At 61.8% G+C, this 26,808-nt stretch carries 26 protein-coding genes and 3 pseudogenes; 14 read left to right on the top strand and 15 right to left on the bottom strand.

Going from position 1 to position 26,808, the window contains the following annotated elements; genetic code table 11:
- Positions 1-31: 31 nt before the first annotated feature.
- From ACQZ5H_RS29465 to ACQZ5H_RS29450, 4 genes are all read right to left on the bottom strand, one after another.
- On the bottom strand, positions 32-841 hold the full coding sequence (locus ACQZ5H_RS29465) for an ATP-binding cassette domain-containing protein (RefSeq protein WP_449099808.1): 810 nt from the start codon (positions 839-841) through the stop codon (positions 32-34).
- 8 nt (positions 842-849) lie between these two features.
- Positions 850-1,905, bottom strand: a complete 1,056-nt coding sequence (locus ACQZ5H_RS29460) for an ABC transporter permease (RefSeq protein WP_449099807.1) — start codon at positions 1,903-1,905, stop codon at positions 850-852.
- A gap of 112 nt (positions 1,906-2,017) precedes the next feature.
- Entirely contained in the window at positions 2,018-2,863 is an 846-nt protein-coding gene (locus ACQZ5H_RS29455; protein ID WP_449099806.1) for a TIM barrel protein, read from the bottom strand.
- Between the two features lie 28 nt (positions 2,864-2,891).
- Complete coding sequence (locus ACQZ5H_RS29450) at positions 2,892-3,899, bottom strand: Gfo/Idh/MocA family oxidoreductase (RefSeq protein ID WP_449099805.1); 1,008 nt, start codon at positions 3,897-3,899, stop codon at positions 2,892-2,894.
- Between the two features lie 224 nt (positions 3,900-4,123).
- Between ACQZ5H_RS29450 and ACQZ5H_RS29445 the strand changes: the two genes are divergently transcribed.
- Entirely contained in the window at positions 4,124-5,167 is a 1,044-nt protein-coding gene (locus ACQZ5H_RS29445; protein ID WP_449099804.1) for a LacI family DNA-binding transcriptional regulator, read from the top strand.
- 81 nt (positions 5,168-5,248) lie between these two features.
- On the opposite strand, the pseudogene ACQZ5H_RS29440 reads toward ACQZ5H_RS29445, so the two are convergent.
- The 5 genes and pseudogenes from ACQZ5H_RS29440 to ACQZ5H_RS29420 form a co-directional block, all read right to left on the bottom strand.
- Positions 5,249-6,756 (bottom strand): annotated as a pseudogene (locus ACQZ5H_RS29440) (tripartite tricarboxylate transporter permease).
- Positions 6,757-6,765: 9 nt separating this feature from the next.
- Positions 6,766-7,230 (bottom strand): tripartite tricarboxylate transporter TctB family protein, encoded by a 465-nt coding sequence (locus ACQZ5H_RS29435; protein WP_449099803.1) that lies wholly within the window; start codon positions 7,228-7,230, stop codon positions 6,766-6,768.
- The gene (locus tag ACQZ5H_RS29430) at positions 7,230-8,186 is read right to left on the bottom strand and encodes a tripartite tricarboxylate transporter substrate binding protein (protein WP_449099802.1); all 957 of its coding nucleotides are present in this window, start codon (positions 8,184-8,186) and stop codon (positions 7,230-7,232) included. The genes ACQZ5H_RS29435 and ACQZ5H_RS29430 overlap by 1 nt, the downstream gene beginning before the upstream one ends.
- A 79-nt stretch (positions 8,187-8,265) precedes the next feature.
- A complete protein-coding gene (locus ACQZ5H_RS29425; RefSeq protein WP_449099801.1) occupies positions 8,266-8,949 on the bottom strand; it encodes an RraA family protein in 684 nt (227 codons plus the stop codon).
- Between the two features lie 19 nt (positions 8,950-8,968).
- On the bottom strand, positions 8,969-9,961 hold the full coding sequence (locus tag ACQZ5H_RS29420) for a hydroxyacid dehydrogenase (protein WP_449099800.1): 993 nt from the start codon (positions 9,959-9,961) through the stop codon (positions 8,969-8,971).
- Between the two features lie 176 nt (positions 9,962-10,137).
- Between ACQZ5H_RS29420 and ACQZ5H_RS29415 the strand changes: the two genes are divergently transcribed.
- On the top strand, positions 10,138-11,019 hold the full coding sequence (locus tag ACQZ5H_RS29415; protein WP_449099799.1) for a LysR family transcriptional regulator: 882 nt from the start codon (positions 10,138-10,140) through the stop codon (positions 11,017-11,019).
- A 5-nt stretch (positions 11,020-11,024) separates the two neighbouring features.
- Here the strand turns inward: ACQZ5H_RS29415 and ACQZ5H_RS29410 are convergent, their stop codons facing one another.
- Positions 11,025-11,921, bottom strand: a complete 897-nt coding sequence (locus ACQZ5H_RS29410; RefSeq protein WP_130284546.1) for a LysR family transcriptional regulator — start codon at positions 11,919-11,921, stop codon at positions 11,025-11,027.
- Between the two features lie 260 nt (positions 11,922-12,181).
- Here ACQZ5H_RS29410 and ACQZ5H_RS29405 point away from each other — a divergent pair, with 260 nt between their 5' ends.
- From ACQZ5H_RS29405 to ACQZ5H_RS29350, 12 genes and pseudogenes are all read left to right on the top strand, one after another.
- Positions 12,182-13,690 (top strand): ABC transporter substrate-binding protein, encoded by a 1,509-nt coding sequence (locus ACQZ5H_RS29405; RefSeq protein ID WP_449099798.1) that lies wholly within the window; start codon positions 12,182-12,184, stop codon positions 13,688-13,690.
- A 64-nt stretch (positions 13,691-13,754) separates the two neighbouring features.
- Positions 13,755-14,672, top strand: coding sequence for an ABC transporter permease (locus ACQZ5H_RS29400; RefSeq protein ID WP_449099797.1), 918 nt, complete (start codon positions 13,755-13,757; stop codon positions 14,670-14,672).
- Between the two features lie 49 nt (positions 14,673-14,721).
- On the top strand, positions 14,722-15,612 hold the full coding sequence (locus ACQZ5H_RS29395; RefSeq protein ID WP_449099796.1) for an ABC transporter permease: 891 nt from the start codon (positions 14,722-14,724) through the stop codon (positions 15,610-15,612).
- A complete protein-coding gene (locus ACQZ5H_RS29390; protein WP_449099795.1) occupies positions 15,605-17,242 on the top strand; it encodes an ABC transporter ATP-binding protein in 1,638 nt (545 codons plus the stop codon). Before ACQZ5H_RS29395 ends, ACQZ5H_RS29390 begins: the two co-directional genes overlap by 8 nt.
- 2 nt (positions 17,243-17,244) lie before the next feature.
- The gene (locus ACQZ5H_RS29385; protein WP_449099794.1) at positions 17,245-17,994 is read left to right on the top strand and encodes a 2-keto-4-pentenoate hydratase; all 750 of its coding nucleotides are present in this window, start codon (positions 17,245-17,247) and stop codon (positions 17,992-17,994) included.
- Between the two features lie 19 nt (positions 17,995-18,013).
- On the top strand, positions 18,014-18,700 hold the full coding sequence (locus ACQZ5H_RS29380) for an RraA family protein (RefSeq protein ID WP_449099793.1): 687 nt from the start codon (positions 18,014-18,016) through the stop codon (positions 18,698-18,700).
- Positions 18,701-18,735: 35 nt separating this feature from the next.
- Positions 18,736-19,521: an SDR family oxidoreductase gene (locus ACQZ5H_RS29375; protein WP_449099792.1), complete on the top strand. Its 786-nt coding sequence runs from the start codon at positions 18,736-18,738 to the stop codon at positions 19,519-19,521.
- A 14-nt stretch (positions 19,522-19,535) separates the two neighbouring features.
- Positions 19,536-20,243 (top strand): ribonuclease activity regulator RraA, encoded by a 708-nt coding sequence (locus ACQZ5H_RS29370; RefSeq protein WP_449099791.1) that lies wholly within the window; start codon positions 19,536-19,538, stop codon positions 20,241-20,243.
- Positions 20,240-21,166: a dihydrodipicolinate synthase family protein gene (locus ACQZ5H_RS29365; protein WP_449099790.1), complete on the top strand. Its 927-nt coding sequence runs from the start codon at positions 20,240-20,242 to the stop codon at positions 21,164-21,166. Before ACQZ5H_RS29370 ends, ACQZ5H_RS29365 begins: the two co-directional genes overlap by 4 nt.
- Before the next feature lie 173 nt (positions 21,167-21,339).
- Positions 21,340-21,828, top strand: a pseudogene (locus tag ACQZ5H_RS29360) (FGGY family carbohydrate kinase); the annotation flags it as partial.
- A gap of 17 nt (positions 21,829-21,845) precedes the next feature.
- Positions 21,846-21,977, top strand: a pseudogene (locus ACQZ5H_RS29355) (ribonuclease activity regulator RraA); the annotation flags it as partial.
- Positions 21,978-22,045: 68 nt separating this feature from the next.
- Positions 22,046-22,174, top strand: coding sequence for a hypothetical protein (locus ACQZ5H_RS29350; RefSeq protein ID WP_449099789.1), 129 nt, complete (start codon positions 22,046-22,048; stop codon positions 22,172-22,174).
- Between the two features lie 244 nt (positions 22,175-22,418).
- On the opposite strand, the gene ACQZ5H_RS29345 is transcribed toward ACQZ5H_RS29350, so the two are convergent.
- The 5 genes from ACQZ5H_RS29345 to eda all read right to left on the bottom strand — a co-directional run bounded on the left by ACQZ5H_RS29345 (position 22,419) and on the right by eda (position 26,794).
- Positions 22,419-23,297: an SIS domain-containing protein gene (locus ACQZ5H_RS29345; RefSeq protein WP_449099788.1), complete on the bottom strand. Its 879-nt coding sequence runs from the start codon at positions 23,295-23,297 to the stop codon at positions 22,419-22,421.
- Positions 23,298-23,386: 89 nt separating this feature from the next.
- Positions 23,387-24,250 (bottom strand): MBL fold metallo-hydrolase, encoded by an 864-nt coding sequence (locus ACQZ5H_RS29340; RefSeq protein WP_449099787.1) that lies wholly within the window; start codon positions 24,248-24,250, stop codon positions 23,387-23,389.
- Between the two features lie 8 nt (positions 24,251-24,258).
- Entirely contained in the window at positions 24,259-25,188 is a 930-nt protein-coding gene (locus ACQZ5H_RS29335) for a phosphoglycerate dehydrogenase (protein ID WP_449099786.1), read from the bottom strand.
- A 2-nt stretch (positions 25,189-25,190) separates the two neighbouring features.
- Entirely contained in the window at positions 25,191-26,144 is a 954-nt protein-coding gene (locus tag ACQZ5H_RS29330; RefSeq protein ID WP_449099785.1) for a shikimate dehydrogenase family protein, read from the bottom strand.
- The gene (eda, locus tag ACQZ5H_RS29325; protein WP_449099784.1) at positions 26,141-26,794 is read right to left on the bottom strand and encodes a bifunctional 4-hydroxy-2-oxoglutarate aldolase/2-dehydro-3-deoxy-phosphogluconate aldolase; all 654 of its coding nucleotides are present in this window, start codon (positions 26,792-26,794) and stop codon (positions 26,141-26,143) included. Before eda ends, ACQZ5H_RS29330 begins: the two co-directional genes overlap by 4 nt.
- Positions 26,795-26,808: the final 14 nt, after the last annotated feature.

Genomic DNA, 26,808 nt, shown 5'->3' with positions numbered 1-26,808 from the left:
CCTGTTGTACTGCTGCGTTCGTCGATTGGCTTTAGGCCACGGCGGATGCGGTCATGACGCGCTGATGCGCCTCGATTTCCGCTTCGAGTTCCGCCATCTGTTCGCCGCCGGCCATCAGGTCGGTGATTTCTTCGCGGGTCCGCTCGCCACGGCGGAAGTCGGCAGCGACCTCGCCACGGATCAGCACTGCGAAGTGATCGCCCACGGTCAATGCGTGAATGACCTGGTGGGTGATGAAGATCACGGCAAGGCCGCGTTTGCGGGCCTCCAGAATGATCCGCAGCACATGCGCTGCCTCCTTGACGCCAAGTGCGGCCGTCGGCTCGTCGAGGATGAGGACGCGGGCCCCGAAATGCACGGCTCGCGCAATCGCCAGCGACTGCCTCTCTCCGCCGGAAAGGCCGCCCACAAGCCGGTCGCCATCATCGATGCGGGTGATGCCGAATTCCTGCACCGCCTTGACGGCGATATCGTTGGCACGGCGCCGGTCGTAGATGGTGAACGGTCCCCAGCGCCTGGTCGGCTCTGCGCCGACGAAGAAGGAGCGGCCGATGCTCATCAGTGGAAACGTGCCGCCGAACTGATGCACGGTCTGGATCCCGCGGTCCGCAGCCTCGCGCGGACTTGCGAATTCGATCGGGGAGCCATCCATGTGGATCTCTCCGGAATTCGGCCGATAGACGCCGGCGAGCGTCTTGATCAGGGTGGATTTGCCGGCACCGTTGTCTCCCAGGAGACAGAGGACTTCGCCGGCATGGACCTTGAGCGAGATGTCATGCAGGACGTCGATCGGGCCGAAGGACTTGTTGACGCCGCGAAGTTCGAGAACGGGTGTGGTCATGGTCAAACTCACTTCTTCGTCTTGAGGGTCAAGGCCATGCGGCGGAAGGTGTTGTTCATTAGCACTGCGCCCAGCAGCATCACGCCGATGATCAGGCTCGACCAGTTGCGGTCGAAATCGGTGAAATAGATGCCCTGGTTGACGATCGCGAAGGTCAGCGTGCCGAAGAAGATGCCGACGATCGAACCGAACCCGCCCGTCAGCAGGACGCCGCCAACGACCACCGCGATGATCGAATTGAAGATGTAGGTCATCCCGGCCGATACCTGGGCGGAGTTGAAGAGGATCGCCTGGCACATGCCGACGAAGGAGGCGCTGACCGATGAGAGCACGAAGAGGACGACCGTCAGCTTTTCCGTCGGAATGCCTGCATTGCGGGCGCTGACGCGGTCGCCACCCATCGCGAAGATCCAGTTTCCATAGCGCGAAAAGTGGACGAAGAAGATGTAGACGACGGTGAGACCGAGCCACCATAGAATGATGTTCTGGAAGGTGCCGCCGATGAACTGGCCGAACAGGAACTTTGCGATTGGGTCGGCATTGACGGGAACGCTTGTCGTCCCCGTGACCAGGACGGAGAGGCCGAGGACGATGCCCTGCATCGCAAAGAGTGTGCCGAGCGTGATGATCAGGGACGGTACGGCAGTGCGGATCGCGATATAGCCGTTGATGAGGCCAACCACGAGGCCGACGGCCAGCGAACCGAGAATACCGACCCAGATCGGCAGATCGTAGTGCCCGGAGAGGATCGCGACCGTCATCGATCCGGCCGGAACCATGGCTCCAACAGAGATATCGAGTTCGCCAGCGATCATCAGCAGGCCGACGGGAATGGCGATGATGCCGAGGTTGCAGGCGACATTCAGCCAGCTTGCGGCGCCCGCAGGCGCTAGAAACTTGATGCTCCCGAACACGACGAAGAACACGAGGACGGCGATCAACCCCAGGAGAGCCCCCGCTTCCGGGCGTCGCAATAGGTTCGAGAACGTTGAGCCGCGAGGTGAAGGCTGTGCTTTCCCTCCTGCGATCTGCTGCCCTACCGAAAGGGTCGTCTGGTTGGCCATGGGATATCCTCCTCCCCAATATGAGGGTTTCGGACAGCCATCCGAAACGCGCTCTTCAGTGCCGGGCGTCAAGGCCCTCGATATCGCCGACCCTCGGGGCCGGCTGTTGTTGTCATGCTATTTCGTTCGCCACCGCTTCGCGGATGAACGCGATGCTCTGCCGAAGATGGTTTTCGAGATCCGGGTCGGCATGCACCGATGCTGCGAAGGGTTCGAAAGAGTAGGTGCCCTGATAGCCAAGCGCCTGGAGCGCGCGAAGCTGCGCGATATTGCCGAGACGGTCGCGCTCGTTGACGAGAATGCGATGGCCGTCCTGCATCGCATCCGGCGTCACGGTGTTGTCGACGACGCCGGAGATGTGGACGATTCCGGTCATCCCGGGGAAATACTCGCTCTCGCCTGCCAGGAAGTGATGGAAAGTGTCATGGACGAGCCGGAAGTGATCATTGCCGCCGACATCCGCGATCGCATCGACCGCCTCACGCTTTAGACGAAGCGACGATGTCGTAAACCCGAGCGGCTCGACAAGTGCCTTCAACCCGGCCGACCGCACCAGCGGCAGGACTTCCGACAGAGCATGGCGAAGGTCAGCCAGCCGCTTTTCATCCGGCTCCTGCCGGCCGTCATTGCTCGGGATCAGGCTGATGGTCTGAGCACCGGCTGCCTTGGCCTGCTCGATCAACAGCTCGACTTTGTCCTTCATTGCCGGGGACCAGCGATTGAACCCGTAGGCCTCAGACAGACCGAGAAGCGTCATGTGATGATCGCGGGCATAGGCACCGATTGCGGCGGGTGCTTCCGCGTCGAAGAAGGCCCGCGTCGTCAGGCCTTTGTCGGCAAGATCATTGCGCAACTCGACACCGGTGCAGCCGAGCTTTGCGGCCAGATCGATGAAGGCGCGGCTGCTGAGCCTCGGGGCGGTGATATGGTTGAGTGCAAATCTGATAGCTGACGTCACGTGGTTTCTCCTTGAAATGCTGCGGAGGCTAACGGTAAAGTGCCGGCTTCTCCGGTGTGTCGATCTCCACCCGTGTCTTCTCCGAAAGCGCCTTCAAGGCCGTTTGGGCAACGATCGTTGCATAATATCCATCCCATGCGCTTGCGGCGGAAGGGGAGAGCCGGCCGGTTCTGACGAAATCGATGAAAGCTTTGTTTTGCAGACGATAGGCTTCCGAAAACCGTGGCCTCCAGTCTTCCGGATAGCGCTCCAGCGACGAGAGGGCACTGTTGTAGCGGGCGGTCACCGGCGCGCTCAGCGATACCGAACCGGCGTCGCCGACCAGCTCGCCGCGGATGTCGTAGCCATAGGACGCGTTGTTGTGGACCTCGATACTGGCAAGCTGCCCTGAGGTGGTCTCGAGTACCATGAGAACGAAGGCTCCAGTCGCGGATGCGTCCGATGCTCCCGGCTGAAAGACGGTGATCGCCCTGTAATCGGTGCCGAGGACCGACCTGATGATGTCGAACTCATGTGGCGCAGCGTTGGTGATCGACATTTGTCCGGTGAAATTCGCCGGCACGCGCACGCTTCGGTGACAGTTGTGCATGATCAGCGGATGGCCAATCCTGCCGCCGGTCAGCGCCGCACGCATGGCCTGATAGGAGGGATCGAAGCGCCGCATGAAGCCGAGCTGCACCATTTGCGTGCCACGCGCCATCTCGGCATCGACGATACGTCGACAGTCCTGCAGGCTCTGCGACAACGGCTTCTCGCAGAGAGCGGGCTTGCCTGTCTCTATTGCAGCAAGACAGAGCGGCGCATGCGTTTCGTCCGGGCTGGCGATCAGGATCGCATCGACATCGGCCCGGCGAATGACAGCATAGGGGTCGGTGGAGACGTCGGCCGCGCCAAGTTCGTCCGCAACCGATCTTGCTCGATCGAGTGACGCATCGCAGACCACTTGCAGCTGTGCTCCGCCGATATCTGCAGCGATGATGCGTGCGTGGTCGGCCCCCATGATGCCTGCGCCAATGACCGCGACCCGAACAGACATTTTCTCTCCCGCCATGATGCGGCACTCCCGGGCCGGATCATCCATGCGCCCTCGGACGCAGTTCTCCTCTGATGGAATATCGATACAGAAATGGAATAAACATTTCAGCGGCGTGGCTGATTGATTTCAATCAGCGGGCATGTACTGATCCGCCTGAGAGTTTGGCCAAGGTAGAGGTCGGGTCTTCGGGAGTGGACCCTGGCTCATTCGGGAGGAAGGAGCGGATGTCTGAGGGTAAGCGCACGAAGATCACGCTTGCGGAGGTCGCCGAGAGGGCCGGTGTCGGCACTGCAACGGTTGATCGCGTGTTGAACGATCGCGGCAATGTCAGCGAGGACGTCAGCAAGCGCGTGCTGCAGGCAGCGCGCGAGCTTGGCATCCGCAGGCTGCTGCCGCAGACCCATCGCAAGATGATCAGGATCGACGTCATCCTCGCGCGGCCAGAATTGCCGCTGATCGCCCGCATGGGCTTCGAATTCCGGCGGCTTGCCGCCAGCATCGACCGCTCGATCGTCATTCACCGGACCATCCTCGAAGACGAGCGGCCCGAGACGATAGCGAAGGCATTGAGCCGGACGACCTGCGATGCCGTTGTCTCCTACATGCCCGATCATCCGCTGGTTCATGAGGCGGTCGATGGCCTCTTTGCCAAAAACGTCCCCGTCGTCACCGTCATTTCCGACATCCGCGGTTCAAGCCGTATCGGCTACGCCGGCACCGATCACTACAAGGCGGGCCGGTCGGCTGGATATTTCCTGACCAGGATGAGCCGCGCCGCCGGCCCGGTCATCATCCTATGCAACCATCTCGGATTTCAGTCGCATGCAGACCGCGTGCGCGGGATAAAGGACTTTCTCGACAACAGCAGCGAGGCGTGGGACATCGCCGAGATCGTCGAAGGGCTCGACGACCGGGACAAATCCGAACTCGGATTGCGCGCCGCCTTCAGGAAATACCCCGGTGCCGTTGCTATCTACAATGTCGGCGCCGCCAACATCGCCGTCGCCAACGCCATCCGCGCCAACCTCTTGGCCGCCCGCCCGGTCTTCGTCGGCCACGAACTCACCCAGAACACCGCCGCATTCCTCCGCGAAGGCCTGATGTCGATCGCCATCGACCAGAGCCCTGAACGGCAAGTCTGGAAAGCCGTCAACCTCATCCTCCGCCACTTCTCCTACGGCGACGGAAAATCGCCATTGCCACTGGAGACCGAGGTGCCGACGGTGCTCTATGGACCGGAGAACATCCCGGAGCCGCTACCGTTTTGACGGCGAAGGATATTGAGGACGGCGGGGATGGAATGACATATCTCGGTGCGTTCAGCCGCTGGATTTGTACCTTCCCGCCGATCAGGCTTCTTCGTCCTGAAACGCCTCCTCGCGCGTGCGGCGGAACGACGGGAGGATCATCATGACAAGCAGGCCGGCGGTTGCGAGCAGCAGGACGAGGCTGATCGGGTGCTGGATGAAGACCATCGGGTCGCCTTGGGATATCACCATAGCGCGGCGGATGTTGGTCTCGAGCAGGGGGCCGAGGACGAAACCGAGGAGTAGCGGGCCGGCTTCGCATTTTGCCTTGCGGAATGCGTAGCCGAGTAGGCCGAAGCCTGCAGCGAGGACGACGTCGAAGATGCGGTTGTTGATGCTGTAGACGCCGACGCAGCAGAACAGCAGGATGGCCGGATAGAGCAGGCGGTAGGGAACGGTCAGGAGTTTGACCCAGACGCTGATCAGCGGCAGGTTGATGATGACGAGCATCAGGTTGCCGACCCACATGCTGGCAACGAGGCCCCAGAAGATTTCCGGCTGTGTCTGAAGGACTGTCGGACCGGGTGTGATGCCGTGGATGATGAAGGCGCTCAGCATCATCGCCATCATGTTGTTCGAGGGTATCCCGAGCGTCAGCAGCGGAATGAATGATGATTGCGCGCCGGCATTGTTTGCCGCTTCCGGTCCGGCGACGCCCTCGACTGCGCCATTTCCGAATTCCGACGGGTTCTTGGAGACCTTCTTCTCGACCGAATAGGCGCAGAAGGAGGCAAGCGTTGCACCGCCCCCGGCAGAATGCCGAGGAATGTGCCGACGCCGGTGCCGCGCAGCACCGCTGGCCAGGCACGGCGGAAATCCTCGCGCGTCGGCCAGAGGCTGGAGAACTTGCTGACGAGGACACCGCGGGCTTCGACATTCTCCAGATTTTCGATGATCTCGGCAAAGCCGAAGAGGCCGATGGCGATGACCACGAAATCGATGCCATCGAAGAGTTCGACGGCGTTGAAGGTCAGGCGCTCTTCGCCGGAATTTGCATCTATGCCGACCATGCCGAGCAGCAGGCCGAGAAGGATCATGCCGATCGCCTTCAGCACCGGGCCGCGGGCCAGGATTGTGGCTGCGAGCAGGCCGAAAAGCATCAGGGCCACATATTCGGCAGGCCCGAAGGAAAGTGCGAAGGACGAGAGGGTCGGCCCGGCAATCGCAATGCCGAAGGTGGCAACCGTGCCGGCGAAGAAGGATCCGAGTGCTGCGACGGCGAGAGGCGATCCCGCTCGCCCGTTCTGCGCCATTCGGTATCCGTCAATCGCCGTGACCACCGAAGAGGCCTCGCCCGGCAGATTGACGAGGATCGCCGTGGTCGAGCCGCCATATTGGGCGCCGTAATAGATGCCGGCGAGCATGATGAGGCCGGCCAGCGGCGGCAGATAGAAGGTGATCGGCAGCAGCACGGCGATCGTCGCCGTCGGACCGATACCGGGTAGAACGCCGATCAGGGTTCCGAGAAGGGCTCCGAGCAGACAGAAGCCAAGGTTTGTCGGGGTCAGCGCTTCGCTGAAACCCAATACGAGGAGATTGACGAATTCCATGTCCAAGCCTCAGAACGGCCAGATGGGCATCTGAACACCCAGTCCGACGATGAACACCAGAGCTCCGAATGCTGTCAGCGCGGCGGTCAGCAGGATGACTTCGCGCAGCTTTGAATCGCTGTCGGCAATGCTGCCAACGAGAAGCAGCCAGACGGAGGCGGCGACAAAACCGAAGAATTCGGCGATGAAGGCAAAGCCGACCACCGCCGCGAGAATGATCGCGAGCGGGCGAAGCTTCGGCCTCGCGATATCCTCGCGCGGACGGAAGAACCCGGTGCCGCCGATGACGACGCCGACGGCAATCAGCAGCCACGAAACGATCTTCGGGAGGTAGCCCGGTCCCATGGCCGAGGCGGTGCCGAGCGTCAGGTCCCGCCCGGCCCAGAGGCCGAGCGTACCAAAACCCACGAAGATGATGGCTGTCATCAGGTCCGGGCGGTCGCCCGTTTCGGATGACTTTCGTGGATCCGCCATCAGTTCTGCTCCTTGGTCATTTTCCAGATCGCGTTGAGGCGCTCGGCGCGCACCGGCAGTTCCTTGTTCCAGTCGTCGGATGACTTGTAGGAAATCGGCAGGGACTGCTGCTTGGCCTGGGCGAGGAATTCGGGCTGTTCGAGCGCCTTGCGGACCGCGTCGGAGAGCTTCGTGCGGATTTCCGCCGGGACGTCGCAGCCAATGGCAAGGCCGCGCTCGGAGCTCATCAGAACGTCGTATCCCTGTTCCTTCGCCGTCGGCAGATCGGGGAGAATGGTTGAGCGCTGTTCGGCGAACTGGCCGAGCATCTTGAAGCCGGACTTTTCACCGCCTGCATATTCCCCGACATTGATGCCCGTCGCCATGATATGGCCGCCGAGCAGTGCCGTGCGGGCCTCGTTCGCGCCGTTGAAGGTCACCGGCGTCAGCTTGATGCCCGCGGCCTTTTCGAGCTGCAGAAGAGCGAGATGCTCGTCGGTGCCGAGGCCGGTCGTACCGATCGTCACGGCGCCGGGATTGGCCTTTGCATATTCCACGAGGTCCTTCAGAGAATTGAAGGGCGAGTTTGCCTGAACGATGAAGGCGCCCGGATCCTCGACGATTCTCGCTAGCGGGCAGAGTTTCTTGGTGTCGAAGCGCACCTTGCGATCCATCTGCATCGTCAGATAGCCAGGAGTGTTGAGCGACGAGAGCGTATAGCCATCGGCCTTTGCCTGCGTCAGCGCCGTATAGGCGATTTCACCGGAGGCGCCCGGCCGGTTGAGAATGGTGATCTTGGCGCCGAGCTCTTTCTCGACATAGGGCGCGAGCGCCCTGTGCATCACGTCGGTTCCGCCGCCGGGGGCGAAGGCGACAATCAGTTCGATCGGCCGGTCGGCCGGCCATTCCGCATGCGCGGTGCCAACGCCGAAGACGAACGATGCGGCCAGGGCCGAATTACGGAAAAATTGCTTCATGATATCCTCCCTTTGATAGCAATTTCACAGTCTGTGGTGATCCGCCCATGATCCTCCTCAGGACGGCCACGCGATGATTTCAGCCTGGTTGCGGCAAGGTGCAGCCGGCTTTTGCGAGAGCTTCGTTGAACCAGGTCGGGTTATGGGTTCCGGCCCTGATGCTCTCGATCTGTTTCGTCTCCGCCGCGTGCTTGGCAACGGTGCGGTCATAGACCTCGGCCACGTCGTCGATCGGGATTGTGACAATGCCGTCTGCATCGCCGACCACGAGGTCACCCGGCATGACGACCATTCCGCCGATGGCGATCGGGCAGTTGATCTCGCCGGGGCCGTTCTTGTAGGGGCCGCGATGCGTGATGCCAACCGCGTATGACGGAAGATTCATCTCAAGAAAAGCATCTGCGTCGCGGATGGCGCCGTTGATGATGAAGCCGGCGACGCCGCGGCGGCGCGCGTGATCCAGCATCATCTCTCCCATCAGCGCGTTCGTCACATCGCCGCCTGCATCGACGACGATGACATCGCCATCGATGGCCATGTCGATGGCCTTGTGTAGCATGAGGTTGTCGCCTGGGGGCGCCTTGACGGTGATGGCACGGCCGACAAGCTTGCCCTCCCGATGCATCGGCCTCAGCGCCGCGCCGCCCGCATACATGCGGTGCATGCTGTCGCTGATATTGGCGACCGGCAGGGGCTTGAACTTGCCGATCCATTCCGGCTCGACTGCCCGCGATCGGGTCTTGATCCTGAATCCTATGGTCAACGTCGTCTCCTCAAAGTCTTTATGCGGGCGCCTTGGCGAGCGAGCGCAGGTTTACGATGCGCTCGCGCGCAAGCGGGCGGCCCTCGACGATGGCCAGAACCCCTTCGACGGCATCGAGCCCTACGCGGACGCTTGCCTCTTCGGTGACACCGGCGATGTGCGGTGTTACGACGATCTTCTTTTGTCTCCAGAAGGGATGGTCTGCTGCGGGCGGCTCCGTCTGGAATGTGTCGAGCCCGGCTCCGGCGATCCGGCCGTCCTCGACTGCTGCCAGCAGGGCGGCCTCATCAATCAGCGCGCCGCGGGCGGTATTGATCACGTATGATCCGCGCCTCATCAGGCTCAATGTATCGTTGTTCAGCATGTTTCTGGTGTCCGGCGTCAGCGGGCAGTGGAGGCTGACGATGTCGGACGCGCCGAGAAGCGCCGCAAGCGATGGCTCTCTGGTGACCTCCAGCGCAGTGAACATTGCGTCGTCGCCATAGGGATCGAAGGCCCTGACCTTCAATCCAAGCGCCTTGGCGAAAACTGCGGTCTGCCGCGCGATCGCGCCGAACCCGACGAGGCCGAGCGTCATGCTGCCGAGCTCCTTGCCCGAAAAACCCGGCTTTTCCCAGCGGCCGGCGCGGATGCTGTCATCGAGCGGGACGATCTTCTTTACCGTCGCCAGAAGCAGCGCGATCGCATGCTCGGCGACTGAAAGGGCATTCGCACCGGCGGCAATGACGACAGGGATGTCGCGGCGCGAGGCCGCATCGATATCGACATTGTCCACACCGACGCCATGCTTGGAGATAACGCGAAGCGAGGGCGCGGCATTGATGGCAGCTGCGTCAAACCGGCCCATGCGGATGATCACGCCGACCGGATCGATATCGGCGACCATGCGGACCAGATCGTCTTCGCTGGTGTAAGGCGGTACGTAAGAGAGATTGTAGCCGTTGTCGGCGGCGAATTGGACGGCCCGCTCATTGATGGCGGGTCCGGTGACCATGATATTTCGACTTTCCATGCGTTCCTCGGTTGGAATCCGCGAGGACGCAGAGCGGCTAGCGCTCGCCATATGAGTATCCTCCCGTACGCCCAAGCTCCCCTTGGCGCTCCTGAGGATGAACGGTAACATAAGGATTTCTTGAAAAAAGCGAATTATTCTGTCATAAATAAACAGAAAAACTTAATTGGTGAGCGATGGATATCCGGCAGCTGAAGACTTTTATCGCGATCGCCGAGCAGGGGACTTTCGCCAAGGCTGCCGACGCCGTTGGTTTGACGCCGTCGGCTGTCAGCCAGCAGGTGCAGGCGCTGGAGAGCGAGGTGCGGGCCGAACTGTTCAACAGGACCACACGACCGATCACGCTCAACAGCCATGGCCTCCAGATGCTGGAGGCGGCGCGAGGACTTGTGCGCTCAGCCGACGATGTGGTCGATGCGATATCGGGGCGCGCCATCGGCGGCACCCTGACCATCGGGTCGGTGCGATCGAGCGCGCTGTCCCTGCTGCCACGGGCAATCGTTGCACTGAAGGCTGATTATCCCGAACTCAAGATCAAGCTCCATGTCGCCAACACCGACGAGCTCGTGAACGACGTGGCTTCCGGCCGTTTGGATTCGGCGATGGTGGTCGAATATATGGGCATTCCGCGCACGCTGACCTGGCGGCCCTTCCTCAACGAGCCGCTTTATGTGATCGCCCCGCCCGGCACGCCGAAGATGCCGGCAGCGGATATGCTGTCGCGGCTTCCCTATGTCCGGTTCGTCAGCCGCTATCGCCTGGCTCATATCATCGAGATGGAGCTGGCCCGCAGCGGCATCATTACCAACGTGATTGCCGAGATCGATACGATCGCCGCCGTCGTCGGCTGTGTCGTGCATGGTCTCGGTGTGTCGGTTGCGCCCTGGAATGCGGTCAAGGAGGCGCCGGGAGAGGTCGTCTCGGTGCCCTTCGGAAATCCGCAAATTCATCGCCATGTCGGGCTTCTGCAGCGCCAGACCAGCCCGCGCACCACGGTTATCGACCGGTTGCATCATCATCTGGCGAGCTTCAGCGGCGAATTCGGTATCCCGGGCTGAGCCGGTCAGCTCCAGTTGCGGAAGACTTCGGCGAGGATCTCGCGGATCGCCTTGTCGAGTGCCGGATCCAGCCCTTCTCGCGACCTCAGGATGAGGGGATGCTTCAATTCAGGCTCGACAATCTGGCGGGCGAGGAGATCCGAGCCCATCTGGTCGTGGGGAATGCCCAGTCCGCCGAAGACCGTGACGCCGTAGCCGGAAAGGACGACCTCTCGTCTGGGCTCGAAGCCGTCGACATCCATGATCACGTTCAGGGACAGGCCCTCTTTCTGTGCGGCCAGTTCCAGAAACTTGCGCAGAGGGTTCTCCTTGGCCGGCAGGACCAGTGGAAGCGCGGCGACGTCGCGGAAGGCGATCGGCCCGCGCGTGCCGTTGTTGCGCATGATGCAGTAAAGCGGCTCCCAGACGATCGGGGTTTCCTGGAACGTTTCGGTGAGCGGCAGCTTGATCGCGACATCCGCCTTGCCGCTGTCGATGAGTTCGTCTGCAAAGAGCGTCCGGGCATCGATGACGCGCAGGACCTTGTCGGGCATATGCTCGCGAAACGCGGCGATCAGCCGCGGCAGCATGACTGCTGCGAGCGACGGGATGATCGTCAGGCGCACGACTTCCTGCACCGTCTTGGTCTTAACCTGGCGACGAATGTCGTTTTCCGCGACCGCGACCGCATCGAGAATGATCCGCCCGTGCTCGACAAACAGGAGCCCCGGCACCGTCGGGGTCATGCCCGTTGCAGAACGCTCGAAAAGCGCGACGCCAAGGGCCTTTTCCATCTCGGCCAGATGGTAGCTCAGTGCAGGCTGGGCGACATTGAGGCTGCGCGCAGCGGCCGAGATCGAGCCGCTTTCGGCAATTGTGACGATGTAGCGGACGCGCCTGAGATCGAGGAATGCGGAGTTCATGGATGCCTCATACAAGATTTTGATACCCTAATCAAAACTCTGTAGTGGCGCATCATTTTTTCCTGCCCTAGTTTCCTCGTCATTGGGTCGCTGGAGGAAAGGGACCTGACGCTTGCATCCGAACCCGGACCGCTGAAAATGCGGCAGACGGCAAATTCGGGTCCAGGAGGAAACCCAACAAATCATTACCGAACCATCGGCAGGCGGCGCCGCAGGTGCTGCCCCGGCTGGCCTGTGTTCGGCGACAAGGTGGAGGAACAATGCCAATCAGATCTCATATCCTCGGTGGACTCACATTCGCGATGATGACCGCCACAGCATCCTTTGCCTTCGCGCAGGGGGCGGACGTCAAGATCGCGGTTCCGGTCGAGCCGGCCAATATCGATGGCTGCAACACGACCGTGAACGGCATCAATACGATCGTGAAAGAGAATATCGTCGAGACGCTGACGGTGCTCGACCCCAATGATAGCAAGGTTCTGCCGCGCCTTGCGACCAAGTGGGAGGATCAAGGCAACGGCACATGGCGTATTTCGCTGCGCGAAGGCGTCAGCTTCCACGATGGCAAGCCGTTCAATGCCGATGCGGTCGTCAAGGCCATCACGAGAATGCAGAGCACCGGCGTGACCTGTCTCGACCGCACCAAGATCGCCAACGTGAAACTGACGGCGACCGCCGTTGATGACAAGACGGTCGATATTCACGCAGATCCCGCGCAGGTTCTGATGCCGGTCTTCCTGTCCTTCATGGGTATCACCGGCCCCGACACATCGCCGACCGAATTGAGCCGCGCCCCTGTAGGCACCGGTCCCTTCCAGTTCGTTTCCTGGGATGGCGATGGCGTCAAGCTGAAGCGCAACGACAACTATTGGGGCAAGAAGCCCGAAGTCGAAAACGCCACCTATGTCTTCCGCGGAGAATCCGCCCTGCGGGCGGCGATGGTCAAGACAGGCGAGGCCGACATCGCTTTCGCGATCGCGCCGCAGGATGCCGACGATCCGAAGATGGACAAGGCATTTCTGAATGGTGAGACCACCCGTATCCGCTTCGTCATGCAGCCGCCGCTCGATGACATCCGCATTCGTCAGGCGCTCAATCTCGGCCTCGACCGTCAGGCGCTCATCGGCACGGTTTTGAGCGACAAGGTGGTGCCGGCGACGCAATTCATCCTGCCGAAGATCAACGGATACAATCCCGACCTCAAGGTCTGGCCGTATGATCCAGACAAGGCCGCCGCTCTGGTGGCTGAAGCGAAGGCAGCCGGCGTGCCGGTCGACAAGCCGATCCGCCTCATCGGCCGCACGAACTTCTTCGCCAACGAGCCCGAGCTTCTCGAGGCGACGCAGCAGATGTGGCAGGCGATCGGCCTCAACGTGAAGGTCGAAATGATGGAGTCGGCCGAGTGGCTGAAGCTCGTCAACAAGCCTTATCCGGCAGACCGCACGGCGATGATGATCCAGGAAATGCACGATAACAACAACGGCGATGCCGCGTTCACGATGTACTTCCGCTATCACTCGAAGGGCCAGCAGTCGGAGATGAATAATCCGCAGGTCGATGGCCTCATCGACAAGGCGATGGCCGAGACCGGCGAGCAGCGCACCAAGGACTTCCAGGAAGCCAACCGGATCATTGCCGACGAGGTCATTCCTGCCGTCCCGCAATATCACATGGTCAGCCAGATGCGCGTCGGTCCTCGCGTCAACTATGAGCCGAACGGTCTGAGCACCGTGCAGTTCGAACTGTCCGACATCACCCTGAACAAGTGACCGTCTTCGCGAAAGGCAGCCGGGCCGGACCCGGCTGCACAGTTCATTCGGAGGAAAAGAACTGATGGGCTTTTATCTTGGCAAACGCGCGATCTGGAGCGGCCTCTCGCTCTTCCTTCTCGTGGTTATGGTCTTCTTTATGGCCAGGCTGACGGGATCGCCCGCCGATCTCTATCTGCCGATCGATGCCCCGACGTCGATGCGGGAGGAATTCTCCCGGCTTCATGGCTTCGACCAGCCCGTCTACGTGCAGTTCTTCGATTTCATCCGCGGTCTCCTGACGCTGGATTTCGGCCAGTCGCTTCGGCAGGGCCGTCCCGCCCTGGCGCTGGTGCTGGAGGCCATGCCGACGACATTGCTGCTGGCGCTCTATTCCATCACCTCCGCCCTGGTGATCGCGATCGTCACCGGCGCCCTGGCTGCATGGCGTCCCAATAGCGTTTTCGACCGTATCGCCACGCTGCTTTCACTGATCGGCGCCAGCCTGCCGAATTTCTGGATCGCGATCGTCGGCGTGCTGGTCTTCGCAGTCGGGCTTCGGCTGGTGCCGACATCGGGAACGGGCAGCATCTCGCAATGGATCCTTCCTGTCGCCGTTCTGGCGATCCGCCCCTGCGGCCTTCTGGTGCAGGTGGCGCGCAGCTCGATGATCAGCGTTCTCTCGTCCGCCTATGTAAAGACGGCGCGTGCCAAGGGCGCCCGGGGCGGGCGGATCATCTTCGTCCATGCGCTTCGCAACGCGATGCTTCCCGTCATCACTGTTGCGGGCGACCAGGCAGCCGGCATCATCAATGGCGCCGTGATCGTCGAAACCATCTTTGGCTTCCCGGGGATCGGCAAGCTGATGATCGACTCCATCACCTACCGCGACTTCGCCGTCATTCAGGCCGGCGTTATGGTCACCGCCATCGCGATCTTCATGCTCAACGTCGTGATCGACATCGTCTACGCGGTGCTCGATCCGCGGATCCGGATGAACTGACATGGCCCATCAAACGCACACCCTAACGACTTCCATCCCGGACGAGGCAATGTCGGAAAATCGGATCAAGACCGTTCTCAGGCTGCTCTGGAGAGACAAGTTCGCCTTCGTTGCGGCGATCATCCTCACCGTGACTGTCTTCTCGGCGCTCTTCGGCCCCTGGTTGCTCGGCCGCTCGGCGACGATGATGAACCTGCGGGCGCGCAACGCGCCGCCATTCGATCTCAGCCGTGGTTTCGAATATATCCTCGGTGCCGATAGTCTCGGCCGTTCGATCCTCGCTCGCGTCGTCTTCGCCTCGCAGACGACGATGATGATTGCCGCGGCGGCCGTGATCTGTTCGCTGATCATCGGCACGCTGCTCGGACTTATCGCCGGTTACCGGGGTGGACTGGTCGGCGAAGCGATCATGCGCATCACCGATATCGTCATGAGCTTCCCCTCGCTGCTCCTGGCACTTGTCGTGCTCTATGTCTTCAGCCCGGCGATCTCCAACGTCATCATCGTTCTCGCCATCACCCGCATCCCGATCTACCTGCGCACAACACGCGCCGAGGTGATGGAAATCCGCAGCCGCATGTTCGTCATCGCTGCGGAGGTCACTGGTGCCAGCGCCATGCGCCTCGTCTTCAAGCACATCCTGCCGATCGTCGCTCCGACGCTCGTGACGATCATGACGCTGGATTTCGCCTTCGTCATGCTCGCGGAAGCAAGCCTCAGCTTCCTCGGTCTTGGCGTGCAGGCGCCCAACGTCACCTGGGGCGTGATGGTTGCCGAGGGACGCGCCTATCTCAGCACCGCTTGGTGGCTCTCCTTCTGGCCGGGCCTCGCAATCGCACTCGTGACCATGTCGCTCAACCTCGTTTCCAACTGGCTGCGCATCGCCACCGACCCGGTCCAGCGCTGGCGTCTGGAAAAGCCGGAGGACAAAAATGTCTGAGACCATCCTGAAAGTTGAGAACCTCTCGGTCGAATTCCGGGCGCGCAACACGGTGACCAAGGCTGTCCGCAATGTCAGCTGGAGCATCGGCCGCGGCGAGACGCTGGCCATTCTTGGCGAAAGCGGCTCCGGCAAGAGCGTCAGCGCTTCGGCCGTCATGGGGCTGATCGATACCCCTCCGGGCTTCATCACCGCCGGCAGCATCGTCTATCGCGGCAAGAGCTTGCTCGACATGCCGGAGAATGAGCGCAGCAGCATCAGCGGGAAGAAGATCGCGATGATCTTTCAGGATCCGCTGGCGCATCTCAATCCGGTCTTTCCGATCGGCTGGCAGATCGCCGAGGTCATGCGCATTCACGGAACGGATGCAGGAGAAGCGAGGCGGCGCGCCGTCGAATTGCTGGAGCGCGTAGGCATCCCGAATGCCGCCTCGCGCGTCACCTCCTATCCGCATGAGTTTTCCGGCGGCCAGCGCCAGAGGATCATGATCGCGATGGCGATCGCCATGAAACCGGATCTTCTGATCGCGGATGAACCGACCACGGCGCTCGACGTCACGGTTCAGGCACAGATCCTCAAGCTTCTGCGGCAATTGCAGAAGGAAGAGGGGATGGGTCTGCTGCTCATCACCCACGATCTCGGCGTCGTCGCCGAAGTCGCGGACCGCCTGGTGGTGATGAAAGATGGCGAGATCGTCGAAGAGGGCGATGTCGCCGAAGTCTTTCGCTCGCCGCGCCACCCCTACACTCGGCAATTGCTCGCGGCCATTCCCGGCCAGGAACCCTTCCGTCCGGAGGTCGAGCGCAAGGAGATACTGCTCGAGGCGAAGGGACTGCAGAAGGCCTATCATCTCTCTACGGGTGCGCCGCTTCTGAAGGCGCTGGACAATGTTAGCTTCGAGCTGCGCAAGGGCGAGACGCTCGGCATCGTCGGTGAATCCGGCTCCGGAAAGACGACGCTTGCAAAGACGCTGCTGCGGCTGAACACCCTCGATGCCGGCAGCGTAACCTATCGCGGAAGAGACATCTTCGGCCTGAAGGGCGACGATCTCTTCGACTATCGCCGCAGGCTGCAGGTCGTCTTCCAGGACCCGACCGCATCGCTCAATCCGCGCATGTCGGTCTTCGAGATCATCTCCGAGCCCTGGGCGATACATAAGGGCGTGAAGCCCCGGAAGGAGTGGCCTGCGGGTGTCCAGGAGCTGCTCGTCCAGGTCGGCCTGAAACCGGAACATGCCAAGCGCTACCCTCACCAGTTCTCCGGTGGCCAGCGCCAGCGCATTGCGATTGCCAGGGCGCTCGCTTTGAAGCCCGAGGTCATCCTCTGCGACGAAGCGGTCTCCGCGCTCGACGTCTCCGTGCAGGCGCAGGTCATTGCGCTCCTCAAGGATCTGCAGTCGAAGCTCGGGCTCTCCTACATCTTCATCGCACATGACCTGCCGCTGGTTCGCGACTTCGCCGACCGCGTCATCGTCATGCAAAAGGGCCGGATCGTCGAGCAGGGCGCAACCAGTACGATCTTTACCGGGGCGCAGGACACCTACACCCGCGAACTCATCGCCGCCAGCCCTGAGCCCGATCCGGACCTGCATCGCAACCGAAATCAAAATCCTTCAACAATGGACGCCTGATCATGAACAGCAATCTGATCCGGAGCGCGGCCGATCTGCTCGCGAAAGCGACGACCGGCGAGCGTCTCACGGACCTCCCGCCGGACCTCGTCCCACCTTCCGTCGACGCTGCCTACGCCATCCAGGATGCGAGCCTTGAAGGCCAGGCGATCGGCGGCTGGAAAGTGGCGCCAGCCGCCCCCGGTCAGGTTCCGCGGTGCTCTCCAATCGCAGCCTACAGATTCTTGAAGAACGGTTCCGCCCTTCCGCCGGGATTGCACGCGCCCGAGGTCGAAGTCGAGGTCGCCTTCAAGCTCTCCAGGGACCTGCCGGAAGCATCGACGCGAGCCGACGTTTCGGCTGCCGTCGGCAGCATTCATGTGGCGCTGGAGATCCTCGATTCCCGCTTTGTCGATCGCAAGCAGGTGTCTCCTCTCACGGCGCTTGCCGATGGCCAGAGCAGCTGCCTTGTCGTTGCAGGTGATGGCATCGATGGCATCGGAGACTTCGATTCCACCAGCCTCGCTCCCGTCCTCGATATGGCGGGTATCAGGTACGGCGTCACCAAGGCGCTGCCCGATAGCGACGGGGTGCTCGACGCCGTCCTCTGGCTTGCCAATCACGCCGCGGCCAGGGGCCAGCCGCTTCGCGCGGGTCAAGTCATCATCACCGGCGCGCGCGTAGGGCCGGTTCCGATCGCAGCCAATTCGTCTTTGAACGCAAGCCTGTCTGGCGTCGGCCATGTCAGTCTCGCTGCCGCAGCCGCGGCATAAGGAAGGGAAGGAAGAGAAAATGAACACTATCAGGCTTCTTGAGCCGCAGCACCGGGCATCTGCCGAGACCATCGCCAAGTTTACGGCGCTCCCAGTCGCAACGATCAGCGACGTCATGCTTCGCACCGAAGCCGGCGGCCCGACCCTTCGTCCAATGCATGCGGGCGGCACGCTCTGCGGCCCCGCCTTCACGGTCAAGACGCGCCCGGGTGATAACCTGATCATTCACAAGGCGATCGACATGGCAAAGCCCGGCGACGTTCTCGTCATCGACGGCGGTGGCGACCTGACGAATTCCCTGATGGGCGAGATGATGCTGGCCTATGCCGAGAAGCGCGGCTTTGCCGGCGTCGTCGTCAACGGCGCGATCCGCGACAGCGCCTTCATCAAGGCGCACGAGTTTCCAGTCTTTGCTGCGGGTGTCACCCATCGCGGGCCCTACAAGAATGGTCCGGGATCGATGAATGTGCCGATCGCGCTGGACGGCATGGTCGTCGAGCCCGGCGACCTGATTGTCGGCGACGATGACGGGCTGGTGTCGATCCCTTACGCCATGCTGGAGACCGTCTATGCCAATGCCTCGAAGAAGGCGGCAGCCGAAGCGAAGCAGCTGCAGGACATCCTTTCGGGCGCCTATGGTCCCGACAATCGCAAATGGGTCGACAAGGCCCTCGACGAGTGCGGCTACGATATCGCCCGCTCTTAAGGTCGAGACGGAACAAGAATTAGAGGAGCAAGACATTGGATCTTCAATTGCAGGATAAGACGGCACTGGTGTTCGGCGCCGGTGGCGGGCTTGGCGGGGCGATCGCCAGATCGCTGGCCGCAGAGGGCGTATCGGTCGTCGTCGCCGACATCAACGAGGATGCCGCCAGGGCAACGGCTGCAGCGATCGCTGCCGAGGGCGGCAAGGCGAGCGCCGTCGTCTGGGACATCGCCGATCTGTCGCTGATCGAAGGCAAGCTCGAGGAGATCAAGGCACAGTTCGGCCCGGTCGATATTCTCGTCAACAATACCGGCGGCCCGCCGCCGACGCCGGCTGCCGGTCAGTCGTCTGCCGACTGGTCGAAATATTTCGACATGATGGTCCGCTCGGTCATCGCCGTCACCGATGCGGTGCTGCCCGGCATGCGCGAGCGCAAATGGGGCCGGATCATCACCTCGACCTCGTCTGGCGTCGTGGCGCCGATCGCCAATCTCGGCATCTCCAATTCGCTGCGGCTGGCGCTGGTCGGCTGGTCGAAGACGCTGGCGCGCGAGATCGGCCGTGACGGCATCACCGCCAATATCGTCCTGCCGGGCCGCATCGCCACCGGCCGCATCGTCTTTCTCGACGAGCAGAAGGCCAAGCGCGAGAACCGCCCCGTGGCTGACGTCACCGCCGAAAGCACCGGCACGATCCCGGTCGGGCGCTATGGCGATCCGAAGGAATATGGCGATACCGTCACCTTCCTTGCCAGCCCCCGTGCCTCCTACATCACCGGCTCCGTCATCCGCATCGACGGCGGCCTGATCAACAGCATCTGAACGGAAAGATCCCAATGTCACTCGATCCCAAGACCGTCGAGACGCTGAAGGGCGTCTCAACCGCCACGCTGACGACAGTGCTTCTGAAGAAGGGGCTGCGCAATGTCTGGATGCGCGGCACGAAGCCCATCAAGCCGGGCCAGGGCCGCGTCGTCGGCAAGGCCTTCACGCTGCGCTTCGTGCCGGCCCGCGAGGATCTCGCGACCCCGGCAAGCTGGGCCTCGCCGATCTCGACGCGTGCGGCGATCGAGGCGATGCCGGAAGGCTGCGTTGCCGTTGCCGATGCGATGGGCATCACCGATGCCGGCATCTTCGGCGACATCCTCTGCGCCCGCATGGCCAAGCGCGGTGTTGCCGCTCTCGTTACCGATGGCGTGATGCGCGATGCCGAGGGCGTGCTTGCCAGCGGCATGAATGTCTGGTGCGACGGCATCGCCGCCCCGCCATCGGTTGCCGGTCTCACCTTCGTCGGCTGGCAGGAACCGATCGCCTGCGGCGGCGTCGCCGTCTTCCCTGACGACATCGTCGTCGTCGACGAGGATGGCGCGGTTCTGATCCCGGCTGCCTTCCTCGACGAGGTGCTTGCCGAAGCGCCCGAGCAGGAGCGCATGGAAGCCTGGATCATGACCGAGGTTGATCGCGGCGTGCCGCTGCCCGGTCTCTATCCGATGAATGCCGAGACCAAGCAACGCTATCAGGCATGGAAGGATAGCCAGAAATGAGCTTTGGAACGGATTCCAAGGGCGTCTATGCGATTGCGACGACGCCCTTCTTTGAGGACGGTTCGATCGATTTCAACTCGATCGACAAGCTGACCGACTTCTATCAGGAGAGCGGCTGCACCGGCGTCACCATTCTCGGCATCATGGGCGAGGCTCCGAAAATGGAGCCCGAGGAAAGCCGCGCGATCGTAAAGCGCGTGCTGGCCCGTTCGAAAATCCCGGTTATCGTCGGCGTCTCCGCACCGGGCTTCACAGCCATGCGCTCGCTGGCCCGCGACTCGATGGAAATGGGAGCCGCCGGCGTGATGATCGCACCGCCGCCCGCCTTGCGTACCGATGACCAGATCGTCAACTACTTCGCCGGAGCCGTCGAGGCCGTCGGCGACGACATCCCCTGGGTTCTGCAGGACTATCCGCTGACGCTGACGGTGGTGATGACACCAGCCGTGATTGCCAAAATCATGACCAACCACAGCTCGTGCCTGATGCTGAAGCACGAGGACTGGCCGGGCCTCGAGAAGATCTCGAAGCTCAGGTCCTTGCAGAAGGCCGGCGAGCTCCGCAACTTCTCCATCCTCTGCGGCAACGGCGGCATGTTCCTCGATTTCGAACCCGAGCGCGGCGCCGACGGCGCCATGACTGGCTACGGCTTCCCGGATATGCTGACCGAACTGGTGGGACTGTTCGCCGCCGGAAAGCGCGATGAGGCACACGACCTCTTCGACGCCCACCTGCCGCTGATCCGCTATGAGCAACAACTCGGCGTCGGCCTGGCGGTGCGCAAACACGTGCTGAAACGCCGCGGCGTGATCACCACGGACGCCCAGCGCAAGCCTGCCCAGATGCTATCGGCTACGGCGAAGGCCGAGGTCGACTACCTGCTGGCTCGGGTTGGTAGGCGTGACAAGCGGGCAGCGCTGTAAGTCTGGGTGCTGGATTGGACGATGCATCCGCGGCAGCTCGGCTGTCGCGGATGCCGTTCACCAAAAGCCCAGAGAACGGTGGTTCAGAAGAAACAAAAAGTCGCTTTATTTTCCTTCTGTGTCCGTTCTTATGCCTGTCGTTTCATGGCGTTAATGCGCACGGGAGGGCAAGCATGAGCGGGTATGTTCTGGCGATCGATCAGGGCACGACATCGACGCGGGCGATCGTGTTCGATGGCGAGATGAAGATCGCGGGCGTGGGCCAGAAGGAGTTCACGCAGATCTATCCGCGCTCGGGATGGGTGGAACACGACCCGGAGGAGATCTGGGATTCCGTGGTCTCGACCATCCACATGGCGCTGCGCGAAGCGAAGGTGAAGGCGACCGATATCGCCGCACTCGGGATCACCAACCAGCGCGAGACCGTCGTCGTCTGGGAGCGCGAGACCGGCAAGCCGATCCACAATGCCATCGTCTGGCAGGACCGCCGCACGGCAAGCTATTGCGAGAACCTGAAGCGCCAGGACCTCGAGAAGACCTTCACCAAGAAGACCGGCCTGATCCTCGATCCGTATTTTTCCGGCACCAAGCTCTCCTGGATGCTCGCCAATGTGAAGGGTGCGCGCGCCCGCGCCGCCAAGGGCGAGCTCTGCTTCGGCACGGAAGAGGTGCTTGCCGAAGCCCCGAGCATGAACGGATGGAAGCCTGGATCATGACGGAGGTCGATCGCGGCGTGCCGCTGCCCGGTCTCTACCCGATGAATGCCGAGACCAAGCAACGCTATCAGGCATGGAAGGATAGCCAGAAATGAGCTTTGGAAGCGGGGCTCCGAGAGCTTGCACTTCCGAGTGATGCCATCCGGGTCGGAGTGCCGCCGCGTTGACCAAGCAAGACAGAGAAACCTTGTCCAGCAAGATCATCAGGATCGGCGTTATCCTCGCCGTGACCGCGCTCCTCGCTGCCATCCAATATATCGTGTCGGCACAGTCGCTTTATAGCGTGTTGTGAATATCCGATCGCAAATGTGGCTTCGGCCGCCTCTGTAAGGAGGCGGGCGTTTGGCCTTGGCGATCATCGGCCATGGTCGCGTTGGGGCACCGTAGCCGGCGCGGTCGACATAGATAGTGTTATGAGAATGCCGGTTTCGCGGCTGAAACGGCCGTGGATCATCGTGTCCCGTCATTTGGTGCTGCGTGGTCCGGCCGTGCGTTGGAACCGCGCCAGCATCATTTCCTAAAGGCAGATATCTGGCTCAGATCGGCTGCATCTTGCGCATGTCGCTCAGCTGCCGCTTCATCTGGCTGATGCGGGCGCGCTCGGCTTCCGGGCGGCGCACGGCGACGCTCGTTGAGAGAATGTCGATGACGACGAGAGCGGCGATGCGCGAGATCGTCGGCGTATACATGTTGGTGTTCTCGAGCGTCTCGACGATCAGGGATACATCGCAGTAGTTGGTGAGCGGTGATTCCGAGCCGGTCAGACAGATGACGGTAGCGCCGTTGTCGCGGGCGATGCGGGCAATCTCGATGATCGATCGTGTGGTGCCGGTGTTGGAGATGACGAATGCAACGTCGCCGTCCTTCATCATCGAGGCGACCATCAGTTGTTGGTGGGAATCGAGCTCGGCGCTGCAGGGCACGCCAAACAGCGGGAATTTCTGCTGGGCGTCGCGCGCGACGATGCCCGAAGCCCCGAAGCCGAAGAAGACGATCGAACGGGCCTGGGCGAGAATATCGATCGCCTTGTGGAGCGCAACCTTGTCGAGCTTCGACCGGGCCCAGTCGAGACTGGTCATCGTGTAGTCGAAAATCTTCTCGGCAATGACCTCCGGTTCATCCGTATCGAGCAGCACCGAGTGGGTCGCCGGCGTGCCGAAGGCAAGGCTTTGGGCTAGGCGGATCTTGAAGTCCTGGAAGCCGCTGCAGCCGATCGCGGTCGCGAAGCGCAGGACCGTCGGCTGGCTGACGTCTGCCAGCGTTGCGGTCTCGCCGACCGTGGCATTCATGATCCGGCGCGGGTCGTCAAGCACGACATCGGCGACCTTGCGGTCCGATTTGCGAAGATCGGATCGCATTGTCCGGATAATCTCGATGATGTTCCGCCCGGTACCGTTCTTGATGTCGCTATCCATGCGGATCGCCCTTCCTGCATTATTCGCCGAGGAGGCTAGAAGCTTCGCTCCGCAAGGGCAAGCTCGTCCTGTCGCGTTGGATGGTTGGCCTATCGGAGGCTGGAGGCAAGAACAATACCGGTTTTCGCGCGATGAATGGTGATGTCGCTCGTCGCCATCGCGGCTTGGTCGATGGCGCCCGGGTCCTCGGTGTTGAAATCGAACAGTCCATAGTGATGCGCGATCATATGGGCAGCACCAGCCTTGCGGGCGACATCGATCGCCTCGTGGAGGAAGAAGTTTCCTGGCACGCCGTTTTCAGACAGCTCGGGACGCCTGCCGTTGACCGGAAGCAGAGCGATATCGGGATGCAGGCGAGTAATCTCGGCCTCAAGGCCGTCGAAGGGAATGCAGTCGCCGGAATGCCAGAGACCGATTCCGTCTGCCAGGATGGCATAGCCGAGGAAGCGATGATTGCCCTCGGCATCCGTTTCCAGGCTCTCGTGAGCGGCCCGTGTCGGAATGATCGTCAGGTCCTTCGAGATAGTGATCGGTTCTCCCGCTCGCGCAAGCAAAAGGCGATCATCGCTAACCTGGGACCGCTCCACAGCTTGCGAACGGCTGGCTCTTGGCGCAACAAGTCTTGCGCGCGGGTTGGCCGATAGCAGTTGCGGCAGGGTTCCCGGATCCATGTGATCGGTGTGGGCATGGGTTGAAAGCACGAGATCGACGAACGGGATCTCGCCGGCGGCAATCGGGGCAGCCATCATGCGCGCGTGCGGTCTGGCCGTTCCCCGATATTTTTCGGCGAGACTATCGGAAAGATAGGGGTCGATGACCAGCCGCTTGCCGCCGATATCGATGACAAAGCCGGCTTGGCCAAGCCAATGGATTTCCATAGCCTCGGAAGGTGGGGTTTGCAGATATTCAGCGAGCGAGCCGGACCGTTGCCGTTCCTCAAGTGCCTTCCGCATGAGAGACCTCACGATGCCAGTGCGGCAAGCAGATTGTCTGCCGCAATACGGGTGGCGCGATCGACGCTCTCGGCAGTGAAACCGCCGATATGGCTTGTGGCGATGACCTTGCCGTGGGCTGCCAGCGAAAGCGAAGCCGGCGGCTCCTGCTCGAAGACATCGGTGGCGTAGCAACCGATCTGGCCGGTTTCGAGGGCTTCGATCAGCGCCTCTTCGTCCACAAGCCGCGCTCGCGCCGTATTGACGAGCACCTGGCCCTTGCGGGCAGCAAAGATGCGGTCGCGATCAAGGAAGGTGGAACCGTCGCGCGGCAACGGGCAATGCAGGGTCAGAATATCCGCCTCCGCGACGATCTCGTCGACTTCGGCATAGGCAAAGGCGCTCGAGGGCAGGTCGAGGTTTGGCCGCGCCGGGTCAAAGGCGAGGACGCGCGCGCCGAGCGCAATCACCATACGAGCGACCTCACGGCCGATCGCGCCGCAGCCGATGATCCCGACAGTCCGGCCATGGATTTCGGCGCCACGCAGCCGCGGCCAGCCACCGGCCTTGATGCCCGCGTCCGAATGCGGGATGAAGCGGAGCGCGCTGAAGATCAGACCGATCGTCAGCTCGGCAACGCCCATCGAATTGGCACCCTCGGCGATCATCACCTTCACACCGCGGTCCTTGAGGATCTCGACCGGCAGGTTGTCGATACCCACGCCGTTGCGGCTGATGACCTTAAGATCCTGTGCCGCCTCGATGATCTTGGGAGTTACCGGTTCGACGCCGGCAAGCCATCCGACGCAGCCGGGCACGAGATCGATCAGTTCCTGCTCGCTCGGCATTGCGCCGGCTGTCGAATAGACGATTTCGAAGCCCTGATCCCGCATCCGCTCGACATCGGGGTGAGGCTCCTGGGTCAGCGAGCGCGGGGTGACGAGAATACGCTGGTTCATGATTATCTCCCCGCCGCCTCGATGGCGATCTTGGAAATCCGCTCAAAGGCCGACCCCGATGTCGGGATCGCCACATCGAAGACCTCGGCAATCACTTGCGTCCAGCCATGGATGAAATAGGTCCAGCCATCCTCGACCTGCAGCATGCGCTTTTCCTCTTGGCGGCGTGCCTGATCGAGAAAAACGAGATCGCCGCGATAGTTGAGATCCCAGGCAACCGAGCGCTCGGGAAAGATGGCGGCGTCCGTCAGCGGCGACCCGGGCGCGTCCTTGCCAAGGCCGGTGGCGTTGATGACGAGGGAACCGGGCTTGAGTGTTGTGAGCACCCGGTCATTGTCCTCGGGGCGCTCGGCGAGCAGATATTCGACCGGCACGCGCGTTTCGACTCTCTCGTGGATGCGGCGAATTTCATCGAGCCTGTGCTGGCTGCGATTGGTCACCAAGATCCGTGAAGGCACATTCTTGCCGCGGCTTGCGCGCATCAGATGCCAGGTCAGGGCAATCGTCGATCCGCCCGCACCCATCGAGAACAGGTCCGCATCATTTTCGGCGAAATAGTTCGCTCCAAGGAAGCCGTCGATCGAAAGGCCCGACGAGATCGGATCCTTGGCATGGCAGATCAGTTTGCCATTTCTCTTCGAGATGCAGCTCGTCTCATCCATCAGTTCGGCATGGGGATCGATGACATCGAAGAGATCGCGGCAGGCATGAAACAGGTCGATCTTGTGCGTCGTGACGAGTGCGCCCATCGAGAGGGGATCATCGCGAATGAATTCGACTGCCTCGCGATAGGCCGCCGGGTCATCGTGCAGCTTGAAATCGATGCCCTTGATGACGGCATCCTTCAGCCCGAGAAACTCCGCCCAGGCAGGAAAGACCTTCATGATCGAGCTTTTGCCGGTCGTAACGCCGATGAAATAGAGCGTCGGTTTGGTTGCGGGTTGATAGATGCTCACGAGCGCTGCTCCAGGGCTTGCTTTGCGACCTTGACGGCTTCGGCCGCATTCTTTTCGATATCCTTGAAGCGCCCCTCGCGGATGTCTTCGGTCTTGGCGATCCAGGTGCCGCCGACGGCAATGACCTGCTTCAGGGCAAGCCACTCGCCAATTGTTGTCTCGGTCACGCCGCCAGTCGGAATGAAACGAATGCCGAGATGCGCAAAGGGTGCCGAGATGCCGGCAAGCGCCTTCGGGCCTCCGGCAATGCCGGCGGGGAAGAACTTGGCGAGCCGGACATCGCGGCCTGCTGCCAGCGTCAGATCGGAAGGTGTCATGATCCCCGGGCAGAAGGGAAGTCCGGCCGATTTGGCCGCATCGACGATCGATGGATCGAACCCTGGTGCGAGACCAAAACGGGCGCCCGATGCAATGGCCTTGTCGAGGCTTGGTGTGTCGAGCACCGTGCCGGCGCCGATGCAGAGCTCCGGCCGTTCATCTCGCATTTTCGCGAGCACGTCAGCGGCGGCCTCGGTGCGGAAGGTGATCTCGGCGACCGGCAGCCCGCCTTCCAGGAGTGCGTCTGCAAGGGCGACGGCATCCGAAACGCGTTCGATGGCGATCACGGGGACGACGCCGAGGCTGGCGATAAGATCGATGGGATTGGTCATGTCGGTTTGCTCTC

This window comes from Rhizobium sp. 21-4511-3d (genome assembly GCF_053522545.1).
Note: the sequence above shows the minus strand (reverse complement) of the source record. Positions and strands in the feature narration are given on the sequence as shown.

Coding starts and splice junctions, on each gene's coding strand:
- ACQZ5H_RS29450 (WP_449099805.1), bottom strand. CDS start 3,899: ATGTCTGTTCGGGTCGCGGTCATTGGCGCAGGCATCATGGGGGCCGAC.
- ACQZ5H_RS29445 (WP_449099804.1), top strand. CDS start 4,124: ATGTCTGAGGGTAAGCGCACGAAGATCACGCTTGCGGAGGTCGCCGAG.
- ACQZ5H_RS29400 (WP_449099797.1), top strand. CDS start 13,755: ATGGGCTTTTATCTTGGCAAACGCGCGATCTGGAGCGGCCTCTCGCTC.
- eda (WP_449099784.1), bottom strand. CDS start 26,794: ATGACCAATCCCATCGATCTTATCGCCAGCCTCGGCGTCGTCCCCGTG.
- ACQZ5H_RS29390 (WP_449099795.1), top strand. CDS start 15,605: ATGTCTGAGACCATCCTGAAAGTTGAGAACCTCTCGGTCGAATTCCGG.
- ACQZ5H_RS29430 (WP_449099802.1), bottom strand. CDS start 8,186: ATGAAGCAATTTTTCCGTAATTCGGCCCTGGCCGCATCGTTCGTCTTC.
- ACQZ5H_RS29365 (WP_449099790.1), top strand. CDS start 20,240: ATGAGCTTTGGAACGGATTCCAAGGGCGTCTATGCGATTGCGACGACG.
- ACQZ5H_RS29340 (WP_449099787.1), bottom strand. CDS start 24,250: ATGCGGAAGGCACTTGAGGAACGGCAACGGTCCGGCTCGCTCGCTGAA.
- ACQZ5H_RS29370 (WP_449099791.1), top strand. CDS start 19,536: ATGTCACTCGATCCCAAGACCGTCGAGACGCTGAAGGGCGTCTCAACC.
- ACQZ5H_RS29415 (WP_449099799.1), top strand. CDS start 10,138: ATGGATATCCGGCAGCTGAAGACTTTTATCGCGATCGCCGAGCAGGGG.
- ACQZ5H_RS29435 (WP_449099803.1), bottom strand. CDS start 7,230: ATGGCGGATCCACGAAAGTCATCCGAAACGGGCGACCGCCCGGACCTG.
- ACQZ5H_RS29385 (WP_449099794.1), top strand. CDS start 17,245: ATGAACAGCAATCTGATCCGGAGCGCGGCCGATCTGCTCGCGAAAGCG.
- ACQZ5H_RS29410 (WP_130284546.1), bottom strand. CDS start 11,921: ATGAACTCCGCATTCCTCGATCTCAGGCGCGTCCGCTACATCGTCACA.
- ACQZ5H_RS29460 (WP_449099807.1), bottom strand. CDS start 1,905: ATGGCCAACCAGACGACCCTTTCGGTAGGGCAGCAGATCGCAGGAGGG.
- ACQZ5H_RS29380 (WP_449099793.1), top strand. CDS start 18,014: ATGAACACTATCAGGCTTCTTGAGCCGCAGCACCGGGCATCTGCCGAG.
- ACQZ5H_RS29405 (WP_449099798.1), top strand. CDS start 12,182: ATGCCAATCAGATCTCATATCCTCGGTGGACTCACATTCGCGATGATG.
- ACQZ5H_RS29420 (WP_449099800.1), bottom strand. CDS start 9,961: ATGGAAAGTCGAAATATCATGGTCACCGGACCCGCCATCAATGAGCGG.
- ACQZ5H_RS29335 (WP_449099786.1), bottom strand. CDS start 25,188: ATGAACCAGCGTATTCTCGTCACCCCGCGCTCGCTGACCCAGGAGCCT.
- ACQZ5H_RS29465 (WP_449099808.1), bottom strand. CDS start 841: ATGACCACACCCGTTCTCGAACTTCGCGGCGTCAACAAGTCCTTCGGC.
- ACQZ5H_RS29345 (WP_449099788.1), bottom strand. CDS start 23,297: ATGGATAGCGACATCAAGAACGGTACCGGGCGGAACATCATCGAGATT.
- ACQZ5H_RS29395 (WP_449099796.1), top strand. CDS start 14,722: ATGTCGGAAAATCGGATCAAGACCGTTCTCAGGCTGCTCTGGAGAGAC.